24 protein-coding genes are annotated in these 22,950 nt (G+C 38.5%); all 24 read right to left on the bottom strand.

The annotated features are described in order from the left end of the window. Positions 1-330 precede the first annotated feature (330 nt). The 24 genes from lysS to ACGLXV_RS23195 all read right to left on the bottom strand — a co-directional run bounded on the left by lysS (position 331) and on the right by ACGLXV_RS23195 (position 22,938). Positions 331-1,824, bottom strand: a complete 1,494-nt coding sequence (lysS, locus tag ACGLXV_RS23310; RefSeq protein ID WP_391560497.1) for a lysine--tRNA ligase — start codon at positions 1,822-1,824, stop codon at positions 331-333. Positions 1,825-2,026: 202 nt separating this feature from the next. Continuing rightward, positions 2,027-3,028, bottom strand: a complete 1,002-nt coding sequence (gene dusB / locus ACGLXV_RS23305; protein WP_391560496.1) for a tRNA dihydrouridine synthase DusB — start codon at positions 3,026-3,028, stop codon at positions 2,027-2,029. 27 nt (positions 3,029-3,055) lie between these two features. Then, on the bottom strand, positions 3,056-3,271 hold the full coding sequence (locus ACGLXV_RS23300) for a helix-turn-helix domain-containing protein (RefSeq protein ID WP_119706238.1): 216 nt from the start codon (positions 3,269-3,271) through the stop codon (positions 3,056-3,058). Beyond that, positions 3,223-3,750, bottom strand: a complete 528-nt coding sequence (folK, locus tag ACGLXV_RS23295; protein WP_391560495.1) for a 2-amino-4-hydroxy-6-hydroxymethyldihydropteridine diphosphokinase — start codon at positions 3,748-3,750, stop codon at positions 3,223-3,225. The genes ACGLXV_RS23300 and folK overlap by 49 nt, the downstream gene beginning before the upstream one ends. Next, the gene (gene folB, locus ACGLXV_RS23290; RefSeq protein WP_119706236.1) at positions 3,747-4,112 is read right to left on the bottom strand and encodes a dihydroneopterin aldolase; all 366 of its coding nucleotides are present in this window, start codon (positions 4,110-4,112) and stop codon (positions 3,747-3,749) included. Before folB ends, folK begins: the two co-directional genes overlap by 4 nt. After that, entirely contained in the window at positions 4,105-4,878 is a 774-nt protein-coding gene (gene folP, locus ACGLXV_RS23285; protein WP_119710440.1) for a dihydropteroate synthase, read from the bottom strand. The genes folB and folP overlap by 8 nt, the downstream gene beginning before the upstream one ends. Before the next feature lie 67 nt (positions 4,879-4,945). Further along, positions 4,946-5,806: an aminodeoxychorismate lyase gene (pabC, locus tag ACGLXV_RS23280; protein ID WP_391560499.1), complete on the bottom strand. Its 861-nt coding sequence runs from the start codon at positions 5,804-5,806 to the stop codon at positions 4,946-4,948. Then, positions 5,806-6,405 carry an aminodeoxychorismate/anthranilate synthase component II gene (gene pabA, locus ACGLXV_RS23275; RefSeq protein ID WP_119706234.1) on the bottom strand — a complete coding sequence of 200 codons (600 nt, stop codon included), beginning with the start codon at positions 6,403-6,405 and terminating at the stop codon, positions 5,806-5,808. The genes pabC and pabA overlap by 1 nt, the downstream gene beginning before the upstream one ends. Beyond that, positions 6,402-7,802: an anthranilate synthase component I family protein gene (locus ACGLXV_RS23270; RefSeq protein WP_391560494.1), complete on the bottom strand. Its 1,401-nt coding sequence runs from the start codon at positions 7,800-7,802 to the stop codon at positions 6,402-6,404. Before ACGLXV_RS23270 ends, pabA begins: the two co-directional genes overlap by 4 nt. 290 nt (positions 7,803-8,092) lie before the next feature. Continuing rightward, the gene (cysK, locus tag ACGLXV_RS23265) at positions 8,093-9,019 is read right to left on the bottom strand and encodes a cysteine synthase A (RefSeq protein WP_119706232.1); all 927 of its coding nucleotides are present in this window, start codon (positions 9,017-9,019) and stop codon (positions 8,093-8,095) included. A 131-nt stretch (positions 9,020-9,150) separates the two neighbouring features. Further along, complete coding sequence (locus tag ACGLXV_RS23260) at positions 9,151-10,023, bottom strand: peptidyl-prolyl cis-trans isomerase (protein WP_391560493.1); 873 nt, start codon at positions 10,021-10,023, stop codon at positions 9,151-9,153. Between the two features lie 18 nt (positions 10,024-10,041). Next, positions 10,042-10,923 carry an Hsp33 family molecular chaperone HslO gene (gene hslO / locus ACGLXV_RS23255; RefSeq protein ID WP_391560492.1) on the bottom strand — a complete coding sequence of 294 codons (882 nt, stop codon included), beginning with the start codon at positions 10,921-10,923 and terminating at the stop codon, positions 10,042-10,044. A gap of 35 nt (positions 10,924-10,958) precedes the next feature. Continuing rightward, positions 10,959-11,735: a type III pantothenate kinase gene (locus tag ACGLXV_RS23250; protein WP_119706229.1), complete on the bottom strand. Its 777-nt coding sequence runs from the start codon at positions 11,733-11,735 to the stop codon at positions 10,959-10,961. A 122-nt stretch (positions 11,736-11,857) separates the two neighbouring features. Continuing rightward, positions 11,858-13,837 (bottom strand): ATP-dependent zinc metalloprotease FtsH, encoded by a 1,980-nt coding sequence (gene ftsH, locus ACGLXV_RS23245; protein WP_391560491.1) that lies wholly within the window; start codon positions 13,835-13,837, stop codon positions 11,858-11,860. Between the two features lie 116 nt (positions 13,838-13,953). Beyond that, complete coding sequence (hpt, locus tag ACGLXV_RS23240; RefSeq protein WP_066059203.1) at positions 13,954-14,505, bottom strand: hypoxanthine phosphoribosyltransferase; 552 nt, start codon at positions 14,503-14,505, stop codon at positions 13,954-13,956. A gap of 24 nt (positions 14,506-14,529) precedes the next feature. Beyond that, on the bottom strand, positions 14,530-15,924 hold the full coding sequence (gene tilS, locus ACGLXV_RS23235; protein WP_391560490.1) for a tRNA lysidine(34) synthetase TilS: 1,395 nt from the start codon (positions 15,922-15,924) through the stop codon (positions 14,530-14,532). 88 nt (positions 15,925-16,012) lie between these two features. Further along, positions 16,013-17,032, bottom strand: coding sequence for a protein kinase domain-containing protein (locus tag ACGLXV_RS23230; RefSeq protein WP_391560489.1), 1,020 nt, complete (start codon positions 17,030-17,032; stop codon positions 16,013-16,015). Continuing rightward, on the bottom strand, positions 17,001-17,801 hold the full coding sequence (locus tag ACGLXV_RS23225) for a vWA domain-containing protein (RefSeq protein ID WP_391560488.1): 801 nt from the start codon (positions 17,799-17,801) through the stop codon (positions 17,001-17,003). Before ACGLXV_RS23225 ends, ACGLXV_RS23230 begins: the two co-directional genes overlap by 32 nt. 27 nt (positions 17,802-17,828) lie before the next feature. Further along, complete coding sequence (spoIIE, locus tag ACGLXV_RS23220) at positions 17,829-20,303, bottom strand: stage II sporulation protein E (RefSeq protein ID WP_391560487.1); 2,475 nt, start codon at positions 20,301-20,303, stop codon at positions 17,829-17,831. 336 nt (positions 20,304-20,639) lie between these two features. After that, a complete protein-coding gene (locus ACGLXV_RS23215; RefSeq protein ID WP_119706222.1) occupies positions 20,640-21,128 on the bottom strand; it encodes a S1 domain-containing RNA-binding protein in 489 nt (162 codons plus the stop codon). 95 nt (positions 21,129-21,223) lie between these two features. Further along, positions 21,224-21,613 (bottom strand): FtsB family cell division protein, encoded by a 390-nt coding sequence (locus ACGLXV_RS23210; protein WP_119706221.1) that lies wholly within the window; start codon positions 21,611-21,613, stop codon positions 21,224-21,226. 15 nt (positions 21,614-21,628) lie between these two features. Next, entirely contained in the window at positions 21,629-22,261 is a 633-nt protein-coding gene (yabQ, locus tag ACGLXV_RS23205) for a spore cortex biosynthesis protein YabQ (RefSeq protein ID WP_119706220.1), read from the bottom strand. After that, positions 22,258-22,563, bottom strand: a complete 306-nt coding sequence (gene yabP / locus ACGLXV_RS23200; RefSeq protein ID WP_119706219.1) for a sporulation protein YabP — start codon at positions 22,561-22,563, stop codon at positions 22,258-22,260. Before yabP ends, yabQ begins: the two co-directional genes overlap by 4 nt. Positions 22,564-22,668: 105 nt before the next feature. After that, positions 22,669-22,938: an RNA-binding S4 domain-containing protein gene (locus tag ACGLXV_RS23195; RefSeq protein ID WP_119706218.1), complete on the bottom strand. Its 270-nt coding sequence runs from the start codon at positions 22,936-22,938 to the stop codon at positions 22,669-22,671. Positions 22,939-22,950 lie beyond the last annotated feature (12 nt).

The raw sequence follows: 22,950 nt of genomic DNA, 5'->3' as shown, positions 1-22,950 counted from the left end.
AGGATCAAACTCTCCAATAAAGAGTAAGATTAGCTCTTAAAGTTAAAACGTTGGCTAGTGTGTATTTCAACACTAATCATTTTTTGTTGACGTATGATTTGTTTAGTTTTCAAAGAACAATTTATTAGCTCGTCGCTCTTGGGCGACTTTTTAATATTACCAGAAGCAATTATGAGAGTCAATAACTTTTTTAAATTATTTTCTCAGAAGGTTAACTTCTTTTGCGGCAACAGATAATAATATATCACCATATCGATTTGAATGCAACATGTTTTTATAAAAAAAATAGCGTACAAGAATAGTTCATATTCTTGTACGCTACATAGATCGTTAACGATGTCTCATTGCCGGGAATAACAATACATCTCTAATAGAAGGTGCATTTGTTAGGAGCATAACGAGTCTATCAATTCCGATTCCTAAACCACCTGTAGGAGGCATACCATACTCAAGAGCTTCAATAAAGTCATCATCCATCATATGAGCTTCATCATTTCCTTCTTCACGCTCTTTTAATTGAGCTTCAAAACGTTCACGCTGATCAATCGGATCGTTCAGTTCAGTGAAAGCATTCGCGTGTTCACGAGCCACAATGAATAATTCAAAACGATCTGTGAAGCGAGGATCTTGATCATTCTTCTTAGCAAGAGGAGAAATTTCAACTGGATGACCATATATAAATGTCGGCTGAATTAACTTTTCTTCTACTTTTTGCTCGAAGAACTCGTTAACAATATGGCCATAAAGCATAGTATCTTTAATTTCTACTCCATGTTCCTTCGCTAAGGCTCTTGCTTCTTCTACACTCATTTCCTTCCAGAAATCAGCACCTGTATATTCCTTAATCGCGTCTACCATATGAAGTCTCTTCCACTCAGGCTTAAGGTTTACTTCATATTCACCGTATTGAATAGTAGTTGTCCCTAATACTTCTTGAGCAATGTGAGCAATTAAGTTTTCTGTAAGGCTCATAATATCTTGATAATCAGCATAAGCCTCATACAGTTCAATCATTGTAAATTCAGGATTATGACGAGTAGATACACCTTCGTTACGGAACACACGTCCAATTTCATAAACTTTTTCTAAACCACCGACAATCAGGCGCTTTAAGTGAAGTTCGATTGCAATACGCATATATAATTCCATATCTAATGCATTATGGTGTGTAATGAACGGACGAGCAGATGCCCCACCTGCAATAGCATGCATCATAGGCGTTTCTACTTCAAGGTACCCCTTAGAATCAAGGTATCTTCTCATTGATTGAATGATCAAACTACGAGTAATGAATGTGTGTCTGCTTTCTTGACTCATAATAAGGTCAACATAACGTTGACGATAGCGCTGTTCAACGTCCTTCAGGCCGTGGAATTTATCAGGCAGTGGTCGTAATGACTTTGTTAAAAGCTGAAAGTCTTCTACCTTTACAGAAAGCTCTCCTACTTGTGTCTTAAACAATGTACCAGTTACACCAACAATATCTCCTAAATCAGCAATATTAAAGATTTCATATTGCTCTTCACCCACAGTATCTTGACGAACATATATTTGCATTTGTCCCTTTAGGTCTTGGATATGTGCAAAGCCAGCTTTACCTTTTCCACGCTTTGTCATGATACGTCCAGCAATCGTTACTGCAATATTTTTATTTGCGAGTTCTTCTTTTTCCATTTCTCCGTACTGACTAATAAACTCTTGGGAGAAACCAGAACGTTCAAATCTCTTTCCGAATGGATCGAGACCTTTTTCTTGAAGAGAAGCTAGCTTTTCTCTTCTAACTTGCAATTGGTCATTAAGTTCCTCATGACTCATTTTTATCAACTCCATTTTCCTTCTTGTATCTATCAAACATCAATTGCTTGAATTTATGTAATAACACCATCTTATAAGCATACTATATTATTTTACACAAAGTGAGAAAAACAGACATTAAAAAAGTAAAATAAAATAAAAACTGCCAGCATCAACTGGCAGTTTGCATAATCAAAGGTATTATATTGAATGTTCGCTTAGAAGTCAAACCTTAACCTACTTGAGATTCCATCGCTTCTTTTTCTTCTGCTTCTACAACTAAAGCCGTTAATAAAGTAACGAGGTCCACACGTGTATTACACTCATTTATCCCATTACGTACCTTCGCATTTCCTTTAATGCCTTTTAAATACCAAGCTGCATGCTTACGCATTTCACGGACAGCTACATATTCCCCTTTAAGAGCGATCAGACGATCTAGGTGAAGAATGCACACATCAATTTTTTCACGAACGGTTGGCTCACCCATGAGCTCCCCTGATTCAAGGTATTTAACCGTACGGTAGATCATCCAAGGGTTCCCTAGAGCTGCACGACCGATCATTACTCCATCACAGCCGGTTTCTTCTAGCATACGCTTTGCATCTTGAGGAGTCGTTACATCCCCATTACCGATTAAAGGAATGCCGATTGATTGCTTAACTTCACGTATAATATCCCAGTTTGCTTTTCCTTCGTACATTTGGACACGAGTACGACCATGTAAAGAAACTGCCTTACCGCCAGCTCGTTCAACGGCCTGGGCATTCTTAACAGCATAAATATGATCTTCATCCCAGCCCATACGCATTTTTACTGTAACCGGCTTTTTCACAACATCCGTAACCGCAGAAACCATCTCATAAATTTTATTAGGATCTAAAAGCCACTTTGCTCCTGCATCACATTTTGTGATTTTTGGAACCGGACATCCCATATTAATATCAATAATATCCGCATTAGTGTTTTCATCAACGAACTTAGCAGCTTGGACTAATGTATCTTTCTCACCGCCAAAGATTTGCAAGCTCAATGGCTTCTCTCTCTCATCGATGTAAAGCATATTCATTGTTTTTTCGTTTTTCAAAATAATTCCTTTATCACTAACCATCTCCGCACAAACTAAACCTGCACCAAACTCTTTTACCGTTAAACGGAAAGCAGCGTTACATATTCCGGCCATTGGAGCTAACACTACTTGATTTTTCATTTCAATATCACCAATTTTAAGCATGTTACCCCTCCAACTTAAATAATATATTTATTCATCCACCTCTTGTGGCATTAAATCCTTTATAGAAACTTTCAGTGCTTGAGCCGCTGTTTCCACTAAATGATCTGAAGGCATTCGATTTCCTCGTTCTATTTCGCCCAACACTGAAACAGAAACACCGATTTCCTTAGCAAACCCTTCTTGTGTATAACCCTTTAGTTTTCGAAAAGCGCGAATACGTCTTCCCCATTTTTCTGCTTCCATATTCGTACCCCTTCTTTTTCAGCGTTCATATTAAAATAGTCCTCTATCGACTTCTCCTGATTAGGTATGATGATCGAAGAATCTATCTCAAGTAATGGCGCAAGAACAAAGGCGCGTTCCTGCATTCTTGGATGTGGAACAATAAGGTTCTCTGCTTCAATATTTTCTTGATTGTAGAGCAAAATGTCAAGGTCTATTATTCTTGGACCCCATTTAAATTCCCTTTTTCTCCCTAAATCCTTTTCAATACGAAGGCATATTTCTAATAATTCATACGGTGTAAGTGTTGTTCTAATCAAGATTACCATATTTAAAAAGTCATCTTGTTCCGTATATCCAACCGGAACAGTATCATAAATAGAGGAGCATTTTACCAACTGAATTTCGTTCTCCTCTTTTAAATAATGGATTGCATCTACTAGGTTTTTATATCGGTCCCCCATATTTGTACCTAAGGCAACATAGGCCAAGTTATTCAATTTGATCTACTCCTCATTATTTCAACTGCGACTGATTCGTAATGTCCTTGAATCGGTGGATCAGGCTTGATTACCTTTACCGTTACAGAATGGGCTTTAGAATATTCTCTTAAAACACGTGAAGCAATTTCCTCAGCAACTGATTCTACTAGCTTAAATGGTTCACCTTCCACAATGTCTTTACACAGTTGGTAGAGCTCACCATAGTTAATAGATTCATTCAAGTTATCACTTTGGCCCGCCTTCTTCAAATCCACTTCAACAACAAGATCAACCATAAATCTCTGTCCTAATCGATTCTCTTCTGGGAATACACCATGAAAACCATAAAATTGCATACGGTTAACGTAAATTTTATCCATCATATTCTCCTTTCCCCATCATCGCATCCATCATTTTTGCCATTCGACTAATTTCCTTCACATCGTGAACTCTAACGATTTGGCATCCCTGTTGAATACCGTAACATACAGTTGCTCCGGTTCCTTCCATTCGTTCATGAACAGGTAAGTCTAATACAGCACCTATCATTGATTTACGAGAGGTTCCGAGAAGAACGGGGTAACCGATCGCCACAAGCTTATGTAGATGTCTCATCATTTCCAAGTTTAACTTTACATTCTTTGCAAAACCAATGCCGGGATCTAATATAATTTGTTCATCACTCACACCAGCTTCCTTCACTAGTGTTATGCTTTCATATAAATCATTCATAACATCCCTGAAAAAAGACTGATAGTTCCGATCCTCCCGGTTATGCATTAAAATAATTGGTGCCTTTGTTTCAGCCGCTACCTGTTTCATATTCGCGTCAGCCTTAGCACCCCATACATCATTAATAATATGAGCTCCAGCAGCCAGTGCCTCTCTAGCAACATCTGCTTTATATGTATCGATGGATATAGGAACATCAACCGCTTTTGATATAGCTTTTATAACAGGAACCACACGTTCAATTTCTTCTTCTGCAGGTATAAATCTCGCCCCAGGCCTTGTGGACTCCCCACCGATATCAATAATATCTGCTCCTTCTTCCACCATCTCAATCGCTCGTTTGACCGCTTCATCAATTCTATTAAAGCTTCCACCATCTGAAAAAGAATCAGGGGTAGCATTTAAGATTCCCATGATGATTGTTTTCTTCTCAAAATCTAATATATATGGTCCGGCAGTAATCAATTGATTGCCCCCTTTGTTAATTTATTTCCCTTCTACTCCAAAGACTATTTGAATGCAAACGATACTCTTTGTGCAGCACTTGAAAAAACTCACCCCTTACACCTGGAAATACAAGTGAATCTACTTTCGAAATCGCGACAATCTCTTGAATCGAGTTTGTAACAAATATCTCAGTAGCTGTATTAAGTACATCTGGTTTATAGAAACCTTCCTTAACCTGTATTCCCCTTTTACTAGCAAGTTCTTTTATAAATGATCGGGTGATTCCATTTAATATCCCTGTACCTAGGTCAGGGGTAAACAATTGGTTATCTATTACCCAGAAAATATTTGAGACAATTCCTTCTGCAATACATCCATCTTTTGTTAGAAAGATCCCTTCCACATCTGTCCGATTTCCTATTTCTTTTTTTGCCAATAGATTATTCATATAATGATGAGACTTTAAACGTAAGGGACCTTCCGGAGTATTACGACTGACCTTCAGAAACTGAGCTTCCTTCTCTGTCGGACCACCAGCTTCAGGGAGAGGCTTTACAAACATCATTACATTGGCATGTTCATACGGCTCTACTGGTAAACCGACCGCTCCGACACCTGCTGATACGTTTAGTCGTATATAAGCATTGGCCAACTTGTTTTTTTCCAATAGAAGCTTGAGGGCTTGAATCACTTCGTCTTTATTTAGGCTCTTATGAATTCCAATCATCGCTAAACTGCTATTTAGCCGCTCAAGATGATCTACTAATAAAAAGGGATGACCTTCATATACACGAAATGTTTCAAATAGTCCCATTCCATAAAGGAAACCATGGTCAAAGGGGGAGATTCTTGCCTGGTCTTCCTTGATAATTTCTCCGTTCATATACAAATACATCATGATCCCTCATACTCTGGAGACAGTTCCATTTTGTAAAACGAAACAAAATTCTGAAGCAATTGTTTCCCTGCGGTAGTCATAATGGACTCTGGATGGAATTGAACCCCCTCTATCGGAAGCTCCTTATGCCTGATCGCCATGATTTCTCCTTCTTTTGTCCAAGCAGATATTTCAAAACATTCTGGTAGCGTTTCTCTCTTTACAATTAAGGAATGGTACCTTGTTGCAGGAAAAGGGTTTGGTAACCCTTCAAAGATTGTTTTTCCATCATGATACATTAGAGAGGTCTTGCCATGCATTAACCGCTCTGCTTGCACAACATCTCCCCCGAATACTTGTGCGATCGACTGATGACCTAGGCATACACCAAAAATAGGAATCTTCCCTGCAAATTCCTCTATCGCCCTTAATGATATCCCTGCTTCATTCGGGCTACACGGGCCCGGTGAAACCATAAGAAAGTTTGGACCTAACTCTTGAATGTCTTTAATACTTATGGCGTCATTTCGCTTAACTTCCAAAGTCTCACCAAGTTCACCTAAGTACTGAACAAGATTAAAAGTAAATGAGTCATAATTATCTATCATTAAAATCAATGGAATTCACCTTTTTCCGCCAGTTCTTTTGCTCTCCATAGAGCCATTGCCTTTTTCAAAGATTCTTTATATTCATGCTTAGGATTGGAATCAATGACAATTCCCGCTCCCGCTTGAACAAAAGCTTGTCCGTCTTTTACTAACATTGTGCGAATGACAATATTAATTTCCATGTCATCATTAAAACCAATCCAACCCATAGAACCTGTGTAAATTCCACGCTGAACCGGCTCGAGCTCTTCAATAATTTCCATTGTTCGAACCTTAGGAGCCCCTGTAATTGTACCACCAGGAAAGGCAGCATCAATCAAATCAAAGGATGTTTGATCTGGTCGTATGACTCCTCTAACATTCGAGACAATATGCATAACATGCGAATATCTTTCAATTACCATAAATTCGTTTACTTCAACCGTTCCGTACTCACAAACTCTTCCTAAATCATTTCGTTCTAAATCAACGAGCATCACATGCTCTGCTCTCTCTTTTTCATTTTCGATGAGTTCCTTAGCAAGTCTTAGATCTTCTTCTTCATTCTCTCCTCGAGAACGGGTCCCAGCAATTGGCCTGGTACTAACCTCTTTACCATGCTTTTTAACAAGGAGCTCGGGAGACCCACCTACAATCTGAAACTCAGGTGTATGTAAATAACTCATATACGGTGACGGATTCAATTGTCTGAGCTGATCGTATACATTCACCGCTGGAATAGATATCGCTTTTGCTTGGCGGACAGATAAATTTACTTGAAAGATGTCACCTTGTGCAATGTATTCTTGAATTCTTTCTACCGCTTTCATAAACTGTTCGTCGTTCATGGATACATGAAGCTCATCATTATCAAAAGTGATTCTTTCTTGTTCGAACTTCACTATTGGGCCTGTCCACTTTGACTCCCACTCTTTGAGAGCATCCGTATTTTCATATCCCTTTTCTTGAATCTCCAAGAGCCAGAGTGTTTCCTCTTCATGATCAAATACAAACCATTCATTAAATAGGAAAAAATAAACCTCCGGCATTTCCAAATCATCCGATGAAAATTTAGGCAGTTTCTCTATATAGCGCACATAATCATAGCTGATATAACCTATAAGGCCTCCTTGAAAATCCGGAAGTCCTACCTGACGCTCAAGCTTATATTGAGCCATATATTCTTTCATTAAATGAAGAGGATTTCCTTGTTGTTCCTGCTTATTTCCCTTTTCAACAATTGTTAGTTTGTTATTTTTCCCTATAAAGATTGTTTCTGGCCCAAAAGCAGCAATATTGTATCGTCCACCTCGGCCACTTTCTAACAACACATGGTGTTGATATGACCCAGAAAGCTCTCTGTACTTGTGGTAAAACCTTTCTTTATCAAAAGGTATCTGTTTGCTATTTAATGTTAATATTTTCAAAAAAGGTTCTCCCCTTTAAAAAAGTGAAAATAAAAATTCCATTTTCTTATTTTACTATGTGCCACAGAAAAGCGGAAGCGCCCGTCTAGCAACGTATGGACTGGAGAGCTTCGACTGAGATAAAGGAAACACGAAGAGCGTAGCGATTCGATGTTGACTTATCGTAGGGAGAAGATCGAAGTACACTAGTTGCTGGGCGCTAGAGCTAGACAATTTTCAAAGTTCAATAATATTTTCACCTTATTACTAAATAAAAACAACAGCCCTAGGGACTGTTGCTTATGTTTTGATTAATCTTCGAATTGATATAATGGAGTACTTAGGTAACGTTCTCCGTTACTTGGAATAATTGCCAGTACTTTCTTACCTGCTCCAAGCTCTTTTGCTACCTTCAATGCAGCACAGATAGCTGCCCCAGAAGAGATCCCTCCAAGAATTCCTTCTTCCTTTGCTGCACGACGTGCATATTCGAAAGCTTGGTCATTAGAGATTTGAATCACTTCGTCGTAGACCTTTGTATCAAGAATATCAGGAACAAAACCTGCACCGATCCCTTGAATTTTGTGTGGACCTGGCTTACCACCAGATAATACAGGTGAATCAACCGGTTCAACCGCATATATTTTAACATTGTCAAAATTTTGCTTAAGAACTTGACCTGCACCTGTAATCGTTCCACCCGTACCGATCCCTGCAACGAACGCATCAAGACCTTCACTCATTTGCTCAACAATTTCCTTACCTGTCGTTCTTCTATGAACTTCAGGGTTAGATACGTTTTTAAATTGTTGTGGCATAAAGTAGCCATTTTCTTTTGCAAGTTCTTCCGCTTTACGAATAGCTCCACCCATTCCTTCTGGACCAGGTGTTAAAACAAGCTCTGCTCCGTATGCACGAAGAAGGTTACGTCTTTCCATACTCATCGTTTCAGGCATAACTAGAATAGCTCTATACCCTTTTGCTGCAGCAACCATAGCAAGACCAATTCCCGTGTTACCACTCGTTGGCTCAACAATCGTATCTCCAGCTTTAAGTTCTCCACTCTCTTCAGCTGACTCAATCATTGCAAGAGCAATACGGTCTTTTACTGAGCTTCCTGGATTCATATATTCAAGCTTTAAATATACATCTGCACTACCTTCTTCAACAAGGCGATTAAGCTTTACAATCGGCGTTTGTCCGACTAGTTCTGAAATAGAGTTTGCTACACGTACCATCAACAACCACTCCTTATTCCGACTAATTTTATTGGTTTAATTTAATTTATATCATAAATTTGCCAAGTGTCAATCTTTTTACACAAAACTCTACTGATATTTCAAGTAAAAAATCGTTCTAATGAACTATCCTAGTTCTGTTCGTAAAACCAATCAACCTTAGCCTCCTCCCAAAAGTCACGCGCCGTTGCGGTTACATCCATTTGTTCTAAGGCTATTTGTCTTCGAATACTGTCTTTCACATCTTTATACTCAAACGTTCTTCCTTTTATTTGATCGTGGAGCATAACAATAGAAAAACCATTATCTGTTTTAATCGGACCTGTCCACTCGTTTTCCTTCAACGTCTTGACAGCTGCTAAATAATCTCGGGCATACTGATCCATTTCTTCACTAACATAACCAATATCGCCCCCTTGATTTGCACTGAATTCATCAATGGAGCGTTCCATTGCTAAAGCCTCAAAACTTGTACCTTGTTCAAGTTCCTCTAGTGCCTTTGTTGCTTCTTCTTCCGTCTCTACAATGATATGAGAAAGGTGGTAAGCCGTTGGAATTTCGTACAGGCTAGAATTTTCTTCATAAAACTTTTTTAGATCCTCTTCTTCCACTACCACATCTTTTGTCAGAAGCTCATCAAGCATGATGCTATATTGAATTTGCTGTCTCCACTTCTCTTCATCTAAGTTCTCATTAGATCCTGAACCGTACATGGTTTTCACTAGGAGAAGCTCCCTATCTACTGCTTTTTTTGAAATTGAGATATCATATTTATTAGCTAATTGAGCGATTGCTTTTTGATCAATCATCTCACTCAATACATCGCGACCATAACGGACTTCCATTTCCCCAAGCCATTCCTGTCTTGTTATTGTCTCATTCCCTATCGTTGCCACTACCTCTTTACTACCGCCGTTATCCCGTGATAAGAAAAAAATAATGGTTGCACAATTAAGCAAGACAAGGCCGACAACTAAAGACTTTACATACCTTTTATCCACCATTTCTCCCCCAGGTTTTTATTAAAATTTTGCCTGTTCCTTTAGGCTCTCTAATTCTTCTTTCGTAAATTGATATTTTTCATTACAGAAGTGGCATTGAGCTTCAGCTTGCCCATCTGTGACAATCATATCTTCTATTTCCTCTTTACCTAAAGAAATGATTCCATTAGAGAATTTCTCCTTTGAACATGTACATGAGAAAGTAACAGGTAATGTTTCGAGGATTTTTACGTTTTCTTTACCTAGTAGCTCATTTAGTACTTGTTCAGGAGTGAGGCCCTTTTCAATCATCTTAGAGATGGGTTCAATGGTTTTTAAGCGATTTTCTATTTCCGTAATGGTTTTATCTTCGGTTCCAGGCATCAACTGAATAATAAATCCACCTGCAGCAAGAATACTATTATCTGGATTTACTAAGACACCCACTCCCACAGATGAAGGAACTTGTTCTGAAGTGACAAAGTAATAAGTAAAATCCTCACCCAGTTCTCCTGAGATAAGAGGTACTTGACCTGTAAAGTTCTCACGTAGTCCAATATCTTTAACAACCGATAAAAAACCATCTGTTCCAACTGCTCTCCGCACATCCAGCTTTCCATGTTCATTCAAATCAAAATGAGTTTGAGGATTGGTTACATATCCGCGTACTTCCCCTTTTGCATTTGTATCAATTAAAATCGGACCAAGAGGACCCCCACCATTTATCCTTATAGTGATTTTTTCTTCACCTTTTAACATAGCCCCCATCATAACACCTGCAGTCATAGCTCTCCCTAAGGCAGCTGATGCAGTCGGCCATGTATAATGACGTCTTTGTGCCTCTCCTACTGTTTCTGTACTCCTAGTCGCGTAGGCACGAACTTGCCCATCATATGCAAGAGCTTTTATTAAATAGTCACTCATTTGTTTACCCCTTTCAGTCATACAAAGCTGTTATCTTACTTTATCGTTTCCAAATTTCTTTTATAAATTATCTGAAGGCCCTTTAATGTTAAAAATGGATCAACAATGTCAATAATATTAGATTCTTGTGCAATAAGGTTTGATAATCCCCCTGTAGCAATAACAGTAGTCTTTTCTTTACTTTGATCCTTCATGCGTTTGACAATTCCTTCAACCTGGCCTACATAGCCATAAAGAATCCCCGCTTGCATAGCAGCAACCGTGTTTTTCCCCACAACTCCATCTGGACGAGCAATTTCTATCCTCGGCAGCTTGGCAGCCCGTGTATAAAGAGCTTCTGTTGAAATATTAATACCAGGAGCAATGGCTCCCCCCATGTATTGCTTATGTTCATCTATGTAACAATAGGTTGTTGCCGTACCAAAATCAACAATGATCAGTGGACTTCCATATTCATGGATAGCAGCTACCGCATTAACTATCCGGTCCGCTCCGACTTCTCTTGGGTTTTCATACTTTATATTTAACCCGGTTTTGATTCCTGGCCCCACAACTAAAGGCTTTATATGGAAATACTTTTGGCACATACGTTCTAATGAGAACATGATGGGCGGTACAACGGAAGAGATAATGATTCCGTCTATATCGGAAAAAGAAAGATTGGCATGAGTAAACAGATTCTTAATAATCATTCCAAATTCATCTTCTGTTTTTGAACGGTTTGTTTCTATTCTCCAATGATGTTTTAATTCCTCACGATCATATACACCTAACACAATATTGGTATTACCCACGTCAAATACAAATATCAAACGTCTCACCACTTTATTAAAATTTCTTAACCTTTAGTTTCATTCTGCCAACATCATACCATAACTATCCAACGCAAGCATAGAAAAGAGGCACTCAGTAAAAGAGTACCTCTTAAGATTTATTATTCTTTTTTACTTCTTAAATCAGGTAGTGTGCTTTCATTTGAAGATGGCTCATCTAATGACGATTCTTCTTCCTTCTTACCACCGATGTTCACTTTCACATCATCTACCACTGATGTTGTAGGATTTGTAGTTACACCTTCATCACTAGATGGTCGATCAGGAAGTGTTCCTTTTTCAACTAGGTGCTTAATTTGCTCAGCATCTAGAGTTTCTACTTCAAGAAGTGTATTTGCTATCAAATCAAGTTTATCTCGATTTTCAGTAAGAACCTTTTTCGCTTTAGCGTAACACTCTTTAATAATGGTTTGGATCTCTAAATCGATTTCATACGCAATCTTATCTGAATAGTTTTGTTCATTATGAATGTCTCGCCCTAAGAACACTTGACCACCAGAAGTTTGACCAAATTGTAATGGACCTAACTTATCACTCATTCCGAATTCCGTAACCATTCGGCGGGCAATGCCTGTTGCACGTTGGAAGTCATTATGCGCTCCTGTACTTACTTCACCGAAGACGATTTCCTCAGCAACACGTCCTCCAAGTAAGCCAACAATTTTATCAAGCAACTCAGGTTTTGTCATGAAGTAACGATCTTCTTTTGGAAGCATTACCGCATAACCACCTGCTTGCCCACGAGGGACAATCGTTACCTTATGCACCATTTCTGCTTCCTCTAACACCACACCAATAACTGTATGGCCTGCTTCATGGAAAGCAACAATATTGCGTTCTTTCTTAGATATGACGCGGCTCTTTTTCGCAGGTCCCGCAATGACACGGTCTGTCGCTTCATCAATATCTGTCATATCAACTTTTTTCTTACTTCGTCGAGCTGCAACTAATGCTGCTTCATTCAATAAGTTTTCAAGATCTGCTCCAGAAAACCCTGGAGTACGAGCTGCAATAGCTTTTAAGTTTACTGATTCATCAAGCGGTTTGTTTCGTGCATGTACTTTTAATACCGCTTCACGGCCTTTAACATCCGGACGATCAACAGTAATTTGACGGTCAAAACGTCCAGGACGAAGCAAGGCAGGGTCTAGAATATCCGGACGGTTTGTTGCAGCAACAATAATGATTCCTTCGTTCGCTCCGAACCCATCCATCTCTACAAGCAATTGATTTAGCGTTTGTTCACGCTCATCGTGTCCACCGCCAAGACCGGCACCACGCTGACGTCCAACTGCATCAATTTCGTCAATAAAGATAATACAAGGTGCATTCTTCTTTGCATTTTCGAATAAGTCACGTACACGCGATGCCCCTACCCCAACAAACATCTCAACAAAGTCAGATCCACTGATTGAGAAGAACGGCACACCCGCTTCACCAGCGGCCGCACGGGCTAATAGTGTTTTACCGGTACCTGGAGGTCCTACCAAAAGTACCCCTTTTGGAATACGCGCACCTAATTCTGCAAATTTACGAGGATCCTTTAAAAATTCAACAACTTCAACGAGCTCTTGCTTCTCTTCATCAGCACCAGCTACATCTTTGAAACGAACCTTCTTCTTGTCGTCATTGTAAAGCTTCGCCTTGCTCTTTCCAAAATTCATGACACGGCTTCCACCGCCTTGTGCCTGATTTAAAAGGAAGAAGAACAAAATAAAGATAATGACAAACGGAATAATAGAAGTAAAGAAAGTTACCCAACCACTTGTTTCCTTCGCTGGAAGCACATCCACAGTAGGGTCTGCCTGCTCAATCCTTTGTAATAGACTTTCACTGTTCCATACATAAGTAATAAATGATTTTCCTTCTTCAGCACCTTCAAGTGTCCCACGAACTTCATAAACTCCTCTTTCTGGCTGTACTGAGATGGACTCCACCTGCTTAGCTTCAAGATGGTCTACGAATTTACTATAAGATATATTTTCGGTTGGTTCATTATTACCATTAAAAAAGCTAACCACACCAATAATCACTAGAAAAATTAATAAATAAAAGATGGTATTACGAAAAATCCGATTCATCCCTTACCTCCTCCCACGGGTAACCAAACTATAGTAAATAGTAACATAGAAAATTGTTCCAGTATATGAATATGCCTATGTAATATGCATACTATACTAATTCTTTTGTCGTACGCTTACTCGTTATTTGTCGTATAAACTTCCGGCTTTAAAACCCCAATGTAAGGTAAATTACGGTATTTCTCTGCATAATCGAGACCATAACCTACGACAAACTCATCAGGAACGATAAATCCAACATAATCTGCCGCTATATCAGCCTTACGACCAGTTGGTTTATCTAATAAAGTGACAATATTAATTGACTTTGCTTTACGGTAACGGAAAAGCTCAACAAGATAGCTAAGTGTTAACCCACTATCAATGATGTCTTCGATTATTAATATATCTCTACCCTCTACTGAAGTATCTAAATCCTTCAAAATTTTCACTTCACCAGAAGAGACTGTTGAATTCCCGTAACTTGACACATCCATAAAATCCATTTCAAGGTATGTATCCATTCGTTTTAAAAGGTCTGCCATAAAAGGCATCGCACCCTTAAGTACGCCAATTGCTAACGGAAACTTATCACTATAATCTTGTGATAGTTTTGCCCCCAACTCCTTGATTTTCTCCTGAATTTCTTCTTCAGAAAATAAAACTTTTTCAATGTCATTTTTCATCATGATTTGCTTGTGCCCCCTAGAAGATCATTGCTTGTTATATTGTAAAAGTATGTATTTCTTTTCATCAGCTTGAACGAAAGAAGATGTATCTGATTTCTTTATTCCGGGAATCCAAATGATATGATCATTTGAGTCTGTAACAATAGGCCACCTATTTCTCTCAATAATGGGTAGCTTCAGATCAATAAAGATATCTTTAATCTTTTTTGTTCCTTTCATCCCTTTCACTCTCATTCGGTCTCCCTCTCTCCTTGTTCTGACCTTCAGCGGAAGATTACTGTAGGTTAAAGGAAGTAGAAGCTGATTAATGTTAGTATATTCTATTTCTTTATCAACATATTCCCAAGTAATGAAATCCCCTGTTGGTAATAATGTTTTTCCAACCGTTAATTCAATCTCAAAGGATACATCCTTTGGTAGGGAATGTTGAAATTCCAATTGCAACTCTCCATACGAACGATTCACCTTTAATTTTTCAGGTAAATCAATTACACCGGAGGGCTGAGGATTGTTGATAAGAGAAAAGATCTGTTCAATATGAACAGCAGAAAGGGAAGCTGGTTGATGCTTATAAAGATAGTTTAATATTAGTTTAATCACTCTTCTTTGTAAAGGCATTGGCATTGAGCATAGTGTTTGAATGTCAACAACAATTTTTTCGTCACTTTGAAATTTCATGACCTTTGTTAATTGCTGGTTTGCCAGGCCCTCCAAAAATCGCTCTGATTCTTCCATTTCCTCACTAAACCTTTGAAAATGCTCATGTACCCTAGGGTTTTCAGCTTTCAAAAAAGGAAGGATGGTGTGGCGAAATCGATTTCTACTATATTTGTCACTTTTATTACTAGGGTCTCTTCTTGGATCTAGCATATTCCTTTGGCAGTATTCTTCTATTTCTTGTTTAGAGACGCAAAGAAAAGGTCTTAGAAGTGTCCCACTATCAAATGGTCTTGAAAAAGGAATACCGACTCTAGCTTTTCCTGAACTTCCTCTTGTTAACCTCATAATTACCGTTTCCATTTGGTCATCCCCGTGATGTCCGAGCATCAAATAGCGAAGGTTTTCCCTTCTCATCGTTTCTTGAAAAAAAGAGTATCTGCATTCTCTAGCAGCTACCTGGGAGCTTAACCCTGTTTCTTCTATGTACAATGGTACATTTATAGAACGAACCGTTACAGGAATGTTCCTTTCTTCACAAAAGGACTGAACAAACCTTGCTTCACGCTCGGACTCACCTCCTCTAAACATATGATCGACATGTGCAACAAAAAGTTTTAGTTGGTACCGCTCTTGACGTCTCCATAGGAAATGTAGAAGTGCGAGGGAATCTGGGCCTCCCGATACACCTACTAAAATGCTAGCTCCCATTAAGTTTATTTGTTTTCGTGTTAGAAAAGCTTCTACTTTCTGTTCAAGCATGAGATTCTTCCTTACTTCATTGTCTTATCATTAGCTTACCATGTTCTATACATTCCTTCAAAAACTAAGGGATTAATTTATCACTTTTTTATAACTGTCCATATATATAAAGGAAATAAAGAAAGGACAGTGTTGTTACAATGAGCATGGTTTCTAGCGCATGCCTTTTCTTTTTCTTTTTTACAATGATTTGACGACTTTGACCCGTTTGATTTTGCACCTGACTTCTTTGCTGCTGCACAGCTGGTTTGGAGCGTTGCTTTTGTGATTGTACATTTGCAGCCTTGGGTGTATTGGGCTGAGCAGGAGCATGATTGCCTTCAATTATTGCTTTTCTCATGTCCATAGCTGTTTGGTATTTCCCTTGAAGGGCATGAATGATCACTTGCTCAAATTTTAGTAATTCAGACTTTTGTCTAATCATCACCTGTAGCTGATTAAGACCACCTGAAGTTTTCTGGAACCGTTTGGGGTAGGCTGTATTGATCATAATCATGGCAACTGCAAACAAATCGTAAGCTGGATCTGCTTTTCTTGAACCAAGTCCCCAATATCCCCTATCATAAAACTCAGTGAATTCCTTGATTGCTCTACCTTGAATGGTTGTACCTCCAACATCAATACAACGAATTTTCGATGGTGGTCCTGTAACGATTAAATTTTCTGGCTTTAAGTCACCAAAAGTCCACCCATTGATATGCAATAAATGGAGATCGGAGAGTAACTGCAGCACGAGAACTTCAATCCATACTGACCCCTTCTGTTGTATAAACGTTAAAAAATCTGGCCCTTTAATATATTCCATTGCATAAAAGGATACCTTTCCTGACGGCCTTATCCAATCATCCACATCAACCAAAGAAGGCCCTAGGGTTGACCCTTGGACCTTCGCAAAGGATTTGAGGACATTGACCTCAGAAGTAATTGACATGCCATTATGACTCAACTTTAATGCTACATACTGATTTAAGTATTGAGCAAGATAAACAATTCCGTTTGCTCCATACCCAAGCTCCTTGACAATTACATATCTATTCTTATGCCATTTCCCTTCAACAATTGTTCCTGCTGTTATATTAGACAGATTCTTCAAAGTATTGTTCATCATCACGAGAAAGTAGGCTCCTTAACGAACGTTTTTTCTTAAAGGATGACAGTGCTTCACGAAGTGCGGGACCAGTAGGTGTAATTCCTCCTGTTGTAAGTTTTGAGAAAATACTAGTTAATGATTCTAATCTCGGGGTCCAATCTAGCAATTTTTCGACATCATTCTTTTTCCCGGGAAATACAAAAACGGAAAAATGATTGTCACCTGACCTAGCATTAAGGCTTAACGATAGATCTAATAAAGCCTCTTTAACCGTTGGAAGCTTATGTTTCATACTTGCGCTTGTATCGACAAGAATCAACACTTCTAGCTCTACCTTTTCTCCAAGCTCATCGACAACCTCCATTACTTCGCCTCGTTTTTCAGGAGGTAGGTCCTCTACAGTCTGTGAACCACCTAGGATTTGCTGTAATTCCTTGTTTACCACTCCTTGAAGGGTTTGTGTCATTGCCTTTCTTGTAACCATTTGTACGGTTTGAGAAAGCTGCTGTGCATAGACTACTTGGCTTACTCCCCCACCAGATAATGCGATATTCTCAATTTCTCTTAATCCTTGATCATCAATAACATCCTGTTCCATCACTCCTATAACATTCACAGTGATCCCTTGTTCTTTTGCTAGAGCTGAAACAGCAATTGGGTCCTCTCCTTGGTTTGAGCATCCATCAGTTATCAAAAGAATTTGTTTTAATGTGCCAGCTTTCATTCGATTCCCCTCCACGTCTAAATGTTGATAACATTTTCGACTAGTTGGAGAGGAAATATACATATATTTTCTCTTTACTGTATAAAATAACTAGTTTGCTTTTTGTCGATATTTATTAATCGGTATAGAAGACCACTTCGGAGTATTATGTTTAATCTTTGAAACAACGACTGTCATATCATCCTCAATATGCCCAGAACGAGAGCGAATCACCTCTTCCATAATTAAATCCGCCACCTCTTGTGGATCATCTGTTACTAACTCTCCGATTTTTCGTTTCATCCATAGTTCGTAGTTCTCTACATGCTTAGGCCCTTCAAACACTCCATCACTCATCATGATAAGGAGATCACCAGCCTTTAACTGTTCACTTACCACATCCACATCAAACTCCTGAATAATACCCATCGGGAGATTACTCGCTTGGACTTTAATAACCGCATTACCCCTCTTAATAAAACTAGGTGTTGAACCAATTTTCAAGAATTTTACTGCGGCATTTTGAAGATCAATCATTGCTAAATCTAAGGTCGAGAAAATTTCATCCGTTGTACGCAGAGATAAGACGGAATTGACTGACTTAATAGCCACCTTCTCCTCTATCCCTGATTGTAGAATTTTCTGTAGAAGTTGAAGAGTTTCCTGGCTTTCGATATGGGCTCTTTCCCCATTTCCCATTCCATCGCTAATGGCAACAGCGTGCTTACCACCACCAAGCTCAATCGTTGAATAACTATCACCTGATACAAAGCCCCCATCTTTTGCCGCATGGGCAACCCCTGTGTCAATTGTAAAAGCTTTCGCCGAACGGAACGTTACATGACAATAGCCATTTGGATAGGAGGCACACTCTTCTGCATTTACAACAATGTTTTCCCCTAATATGTCTGAAAGCATAGGTGCTATGAGCTTTTCACACTCTCCATGTCCATTGCAATATGGAATGGTTATATCTATATCAACATTTCCTTGTTCAAGGCTGTAGATCTCAACATGTTCAATATGAACACCATACTCTCGTAATGCTTCTAGAATAAGCTCTTCTTGCTTATAATGATTATCTCTTTCCCTTTGAATCTCCTTTGCAAAGTTCCCCATTACTGTTGAAACACCCAGAAGTTGGTCAGCTACAAGCCTTCTACTTTCCTGCACTTGTTTCTTCAGCTTTTGATTCGCTTGATAGAAGGTTAGCTCCTGTTGAATTGCATCAACTACCTTTTTGGACTTTGTGCAATGTTTCTCCCAGTCTCGTGAAAGCTTTAATGGCACAACACCAGAGTTGTGATCCATTTCATTCATAATATCCTTCATATATTCATAAGTTGTATTAAAGTTTCTGGACCAGCAATTTTCCTTTTTAAAGCAAGTTTGACAGGTCTTTTCTGTTACGTTTCCAAGGAAAAAGTCAAGTTCCCTATCTTTGTCTATTTCTCCACTTTCATCTAATGATGAAAAACTGTCTGACAGAGCTTGAAAGACAGAAGAGAATTGTTCCACTCTTTGTGCAGTTACATCCCTCATTTTTCTCATATACTGCTGTTGCTCAGCAGAATACTCAGGTGTTCCAGGGATATGCTTGGCTAGTTTAGATGTTAGTGCTTGAGGTGTCAGGAAAAATAACAGAATCGCAGCAGATGTTTCTAAGACGGTTTTGTAAAGAGAGCCACCACCCTCTCCGTACATACCAATCAATAAAGTTGCTATTAATAGCCCAACGGCTACCCCTACTTTTTTTCCTTCTTTTAAAAGCCCTCCTAACAGCCCCGAAAAGGCTAATAAACTCATATGATAGAAACTAGTAATGTTCGCCAGACTGAATATTAATCCCGTCACAACTCCGACAGTAGAACCTACGGTTGCCCCTGCAACAAAGGAGAATACCAATACTAAATACCTTGACATAATATGTTCAATAGATAAATCATACAATGACCAACCAATGGTTCCTGTCATAATAGATGCAAGCATAATAATAAGACATACGATTTCTTCGGTTTTTAAAGTTTGTCTTCTTTTACTTATTGAAAGAAGAGGGATACTCTGAAGGAAAATCAGGGTGAGTATGAAGCCAAGGCTGGCCTCAACCCCTGCCATCATTCCATCGTAAAGTGATACATTGCCTGTTGTTAGATAGCTTTTTCCAATCTCACTAATACCCAAAGTGAAGAATACATAAAAGGGGATTGCACGAACTTCTGTTTTTAGCCATCTTTTTGTTAATCGAAAGGCAAATAGAAAGAGGAAAGCTGTGCAAAATGCAAATGCGGAATTCACAATTGAAAGGGTTGCTGCACCAGCTACTAGTCCGATTAAAGCAAGAGGAGCTTTGTCCTTTTTCACGAAATAGACAGCCGCAAAAAAAGGAAGGGCAAAAGGCGTTAGTTTAGACAATATAAGGGCTCGTCCAAGCAAAAATCCGATGAGTAGTAGAAGAATTCCTTTCTTTACGAAAAACGTCTCTAATTTTGCTTGTAGCTTGTCCAACATATTTCCGAACTCGATCTTATGTTTATTAAAATTGACTTCACCGACAGGATCAATAATATTCCTTTCTACCTTTTCCATAATTTTTACACCCCATTTTTGTTTCGTTGCAAGCATTATAAAAAACATAAGTTCAAAATTTTGTCATAATTACTCAACATATTCCAATTTTTCTTCGACGTAATTCTTGGATTAATTCAAAACTTATTCAATAACGTGACAAGATTCTATAAATTTCATCGCATTCGGAACTATATTCATAACTTCGGAAGCAAAAACCCCTTCCAAAAAGAAAGGGGTTTTTGTAGAAATTAAAGGAATAAAAATAGTCATTTTTATAGAAAATGATGAAATCCATACAAAAAGGCAAGCCGTTTTTCGGCTTGCCTTCATATTTATTAATGTATAAGCAGCAAGTTACCCTCTTCTAGCTCCTCTTCCACCGCGCTTAGATTCTGTATTACGCTTAAGAGAAGACAGTCGATCTTCACTATCTTTTAAGAAACGAGCCATTTTAGACTCAAAGTTCTCTTTAGCAGGCATTCTATCATTTGCTTTCCCTTGACGCGGACGTCCTGCTCCTCTTGAATCATTTCCGCCACCACGATATGGTGGTCTTTCCGATCTTTCTGGACGAGAGCTACGTTCAGGTCTCTCAGGTCTCTCAGGTCGATCTACAGCTTTTTTAATTGATAAACCGATCTTTCCATCTTTCTCAACATTGATAACTTTTACTTCAACTTGGTCACCAACTTTTAGATGGTCGTTAATGTCTTTAACATAATTATCTGCAACTTCACTAATGTGAACAAGACCTGTTGATCCTTCCGGTAGCTCTACAAAAGCTCCAAAATTAGTAATGCCTGTTACCTTTCCTTGTAACTTGCTGCCTACTTCGATTGACATAAAAAGAATGTTCCTCCTTAAGAATATAAAAAATCATACTTTATATATATTATACAGAAAGGAAAAAAAGCGTGTCAATAAGCCGAGTTACCGGTTCATTTTTCCTTGTCTTTTTTTTCCTCTGGGAGGTTGAAAATTATCTCGTTACTATTGGAAAGAAAGAAATCCTTTCTTGCTAATTTAGCGATATATTCTTCATCATTTAGCTTAATGATTTCCTCTTTAAGGATGGTTTCATCCTTTTTTAAGGCGACTAGTTCCTGGTCCGCCTTTTGCTTTTCTTCCTTCATTGCCTCTAGAGTCGCGGATTGCCTTAGGAGTGTAGATACAATAAAGTATGCTGCTAATCCTACGATTACAATAAGAACGGTTAGCCTTCTCATAAGCAGAGTTCTTTTTCTTGCATTTTGAATCACTGCCATTTCCTGATGCTCCACGTATTGTGACGGTATTTTTGTTATATTGCGTTTTCTGACAACACTCACCTCGGCGTTCCCTCCTTACTCTTTGTCCTTTCTCCATCTAGAAAGAACGTTATTAATGGTATTCTTTATTCCCTGATAATATCCTGCTAACTTATTATATAACTTCTCGACGGTTTTTTTAATATGTTTCGGCAATAAATTCCAAAATAATATCAAGAGCCATTTGACAGGGGTAAATACAAGCTTAATTATCGTCCAAATGACCTGGATTGTCCACTTCACAAGCACGAAAAGTCCTTTTCCTATAATCGTAACTAGACTTACACAACCTAGCAAGAGAGAGACAATTGGCCTATAAATAAGCATCAGAAATATTTTAACAGCATACCGATAAATAGAGATTATCATGGTTATGATAATCTCTAAAACTCTTGCGTACCCACGCTTTAAGAGACTTTGGTAAGCAGCAAACCCACAGAGAATGGCCAAGAAAATATAAAACCTTAATTCTCCTTGGTTAATAACAAATAAAACGTAGAAAAAAATCAAACCCTGTAGAATCCAAAAGAATATGTCGTTTAAAAATACAAGCCAAGACTTTCTTTTTGATCGAAATAAGAACCGATTATACGTATCAATTGCAGCACCTAGATAGCTTCCCATGGCGGCCATGGAAATCATTGTTAAAAATTGTGTGGTAAGCGTCATCGGAATAGCTTGCTAAAGAAACCTTTAGCCTTCTCCCCATGCTGATCATCTAAATACACAAGATCAAAAACTTTTCCTTTAATTGATACAATCCCTTTATCAACATCTAGGTTTTTCATCTGCAGATTCTGACCCTTAATAGCAAGAAAGCCCATTACGGTTTCAAGCAGAAACTCTTCATTATCAAAACTTTCAACTTGTTTTACACCTGTGATGTCTAAAAGTCTACGCCCTCTCATGATGACATCATGATCTGGTACCGTAGATCCCTTTGAAGTATTTGTGTCATAATATTGGCTCATTCTCTCATCCCTCACAATCACTTTGTACAACCTTTTGTACATATGTATGAAGGGGATGATTCAATTAGAACAGAAACATAAGTATACGATTCCTCTTCTAGCTAGCTATTCAACGGCTTCTTCGACCTTCTCTTCCTTAACAAGACTGTACATGTCTGCCGCTTCCTCTTTTCGAGAAGTTTCTTGAAGCTTTTCGATTTTTACCGTTACGATCTTTTGTCCAAATCGGACAGCCAGCTCATCTCCTACTTTTACGGTTGAGCTCGCTTTTGCTTGTTGGCCATTTATCGTAATTCTCCCTTGGTCACTAACCTCTTTCGCAAGTGTTCTTCTTTTTATAAGACGTGAGACTTTTAAAAATTTATCTAATCTCATATAAAACTCCTC

It is taken from the genome of Robertmurraya sp., assembly GCF_036676585.1.
In the GTDB taxonomy this organism is placed as follows: Bacteria; Bacillota; Bacilli; order Bacillales; family Cytobacillaceae; genus Robertmurraya_A.
The sequence above is the reverse complement of the archived record's forward strand: the minus strand, read 5'-3'. Positions and strand labels throughout refer to the sequence as shown.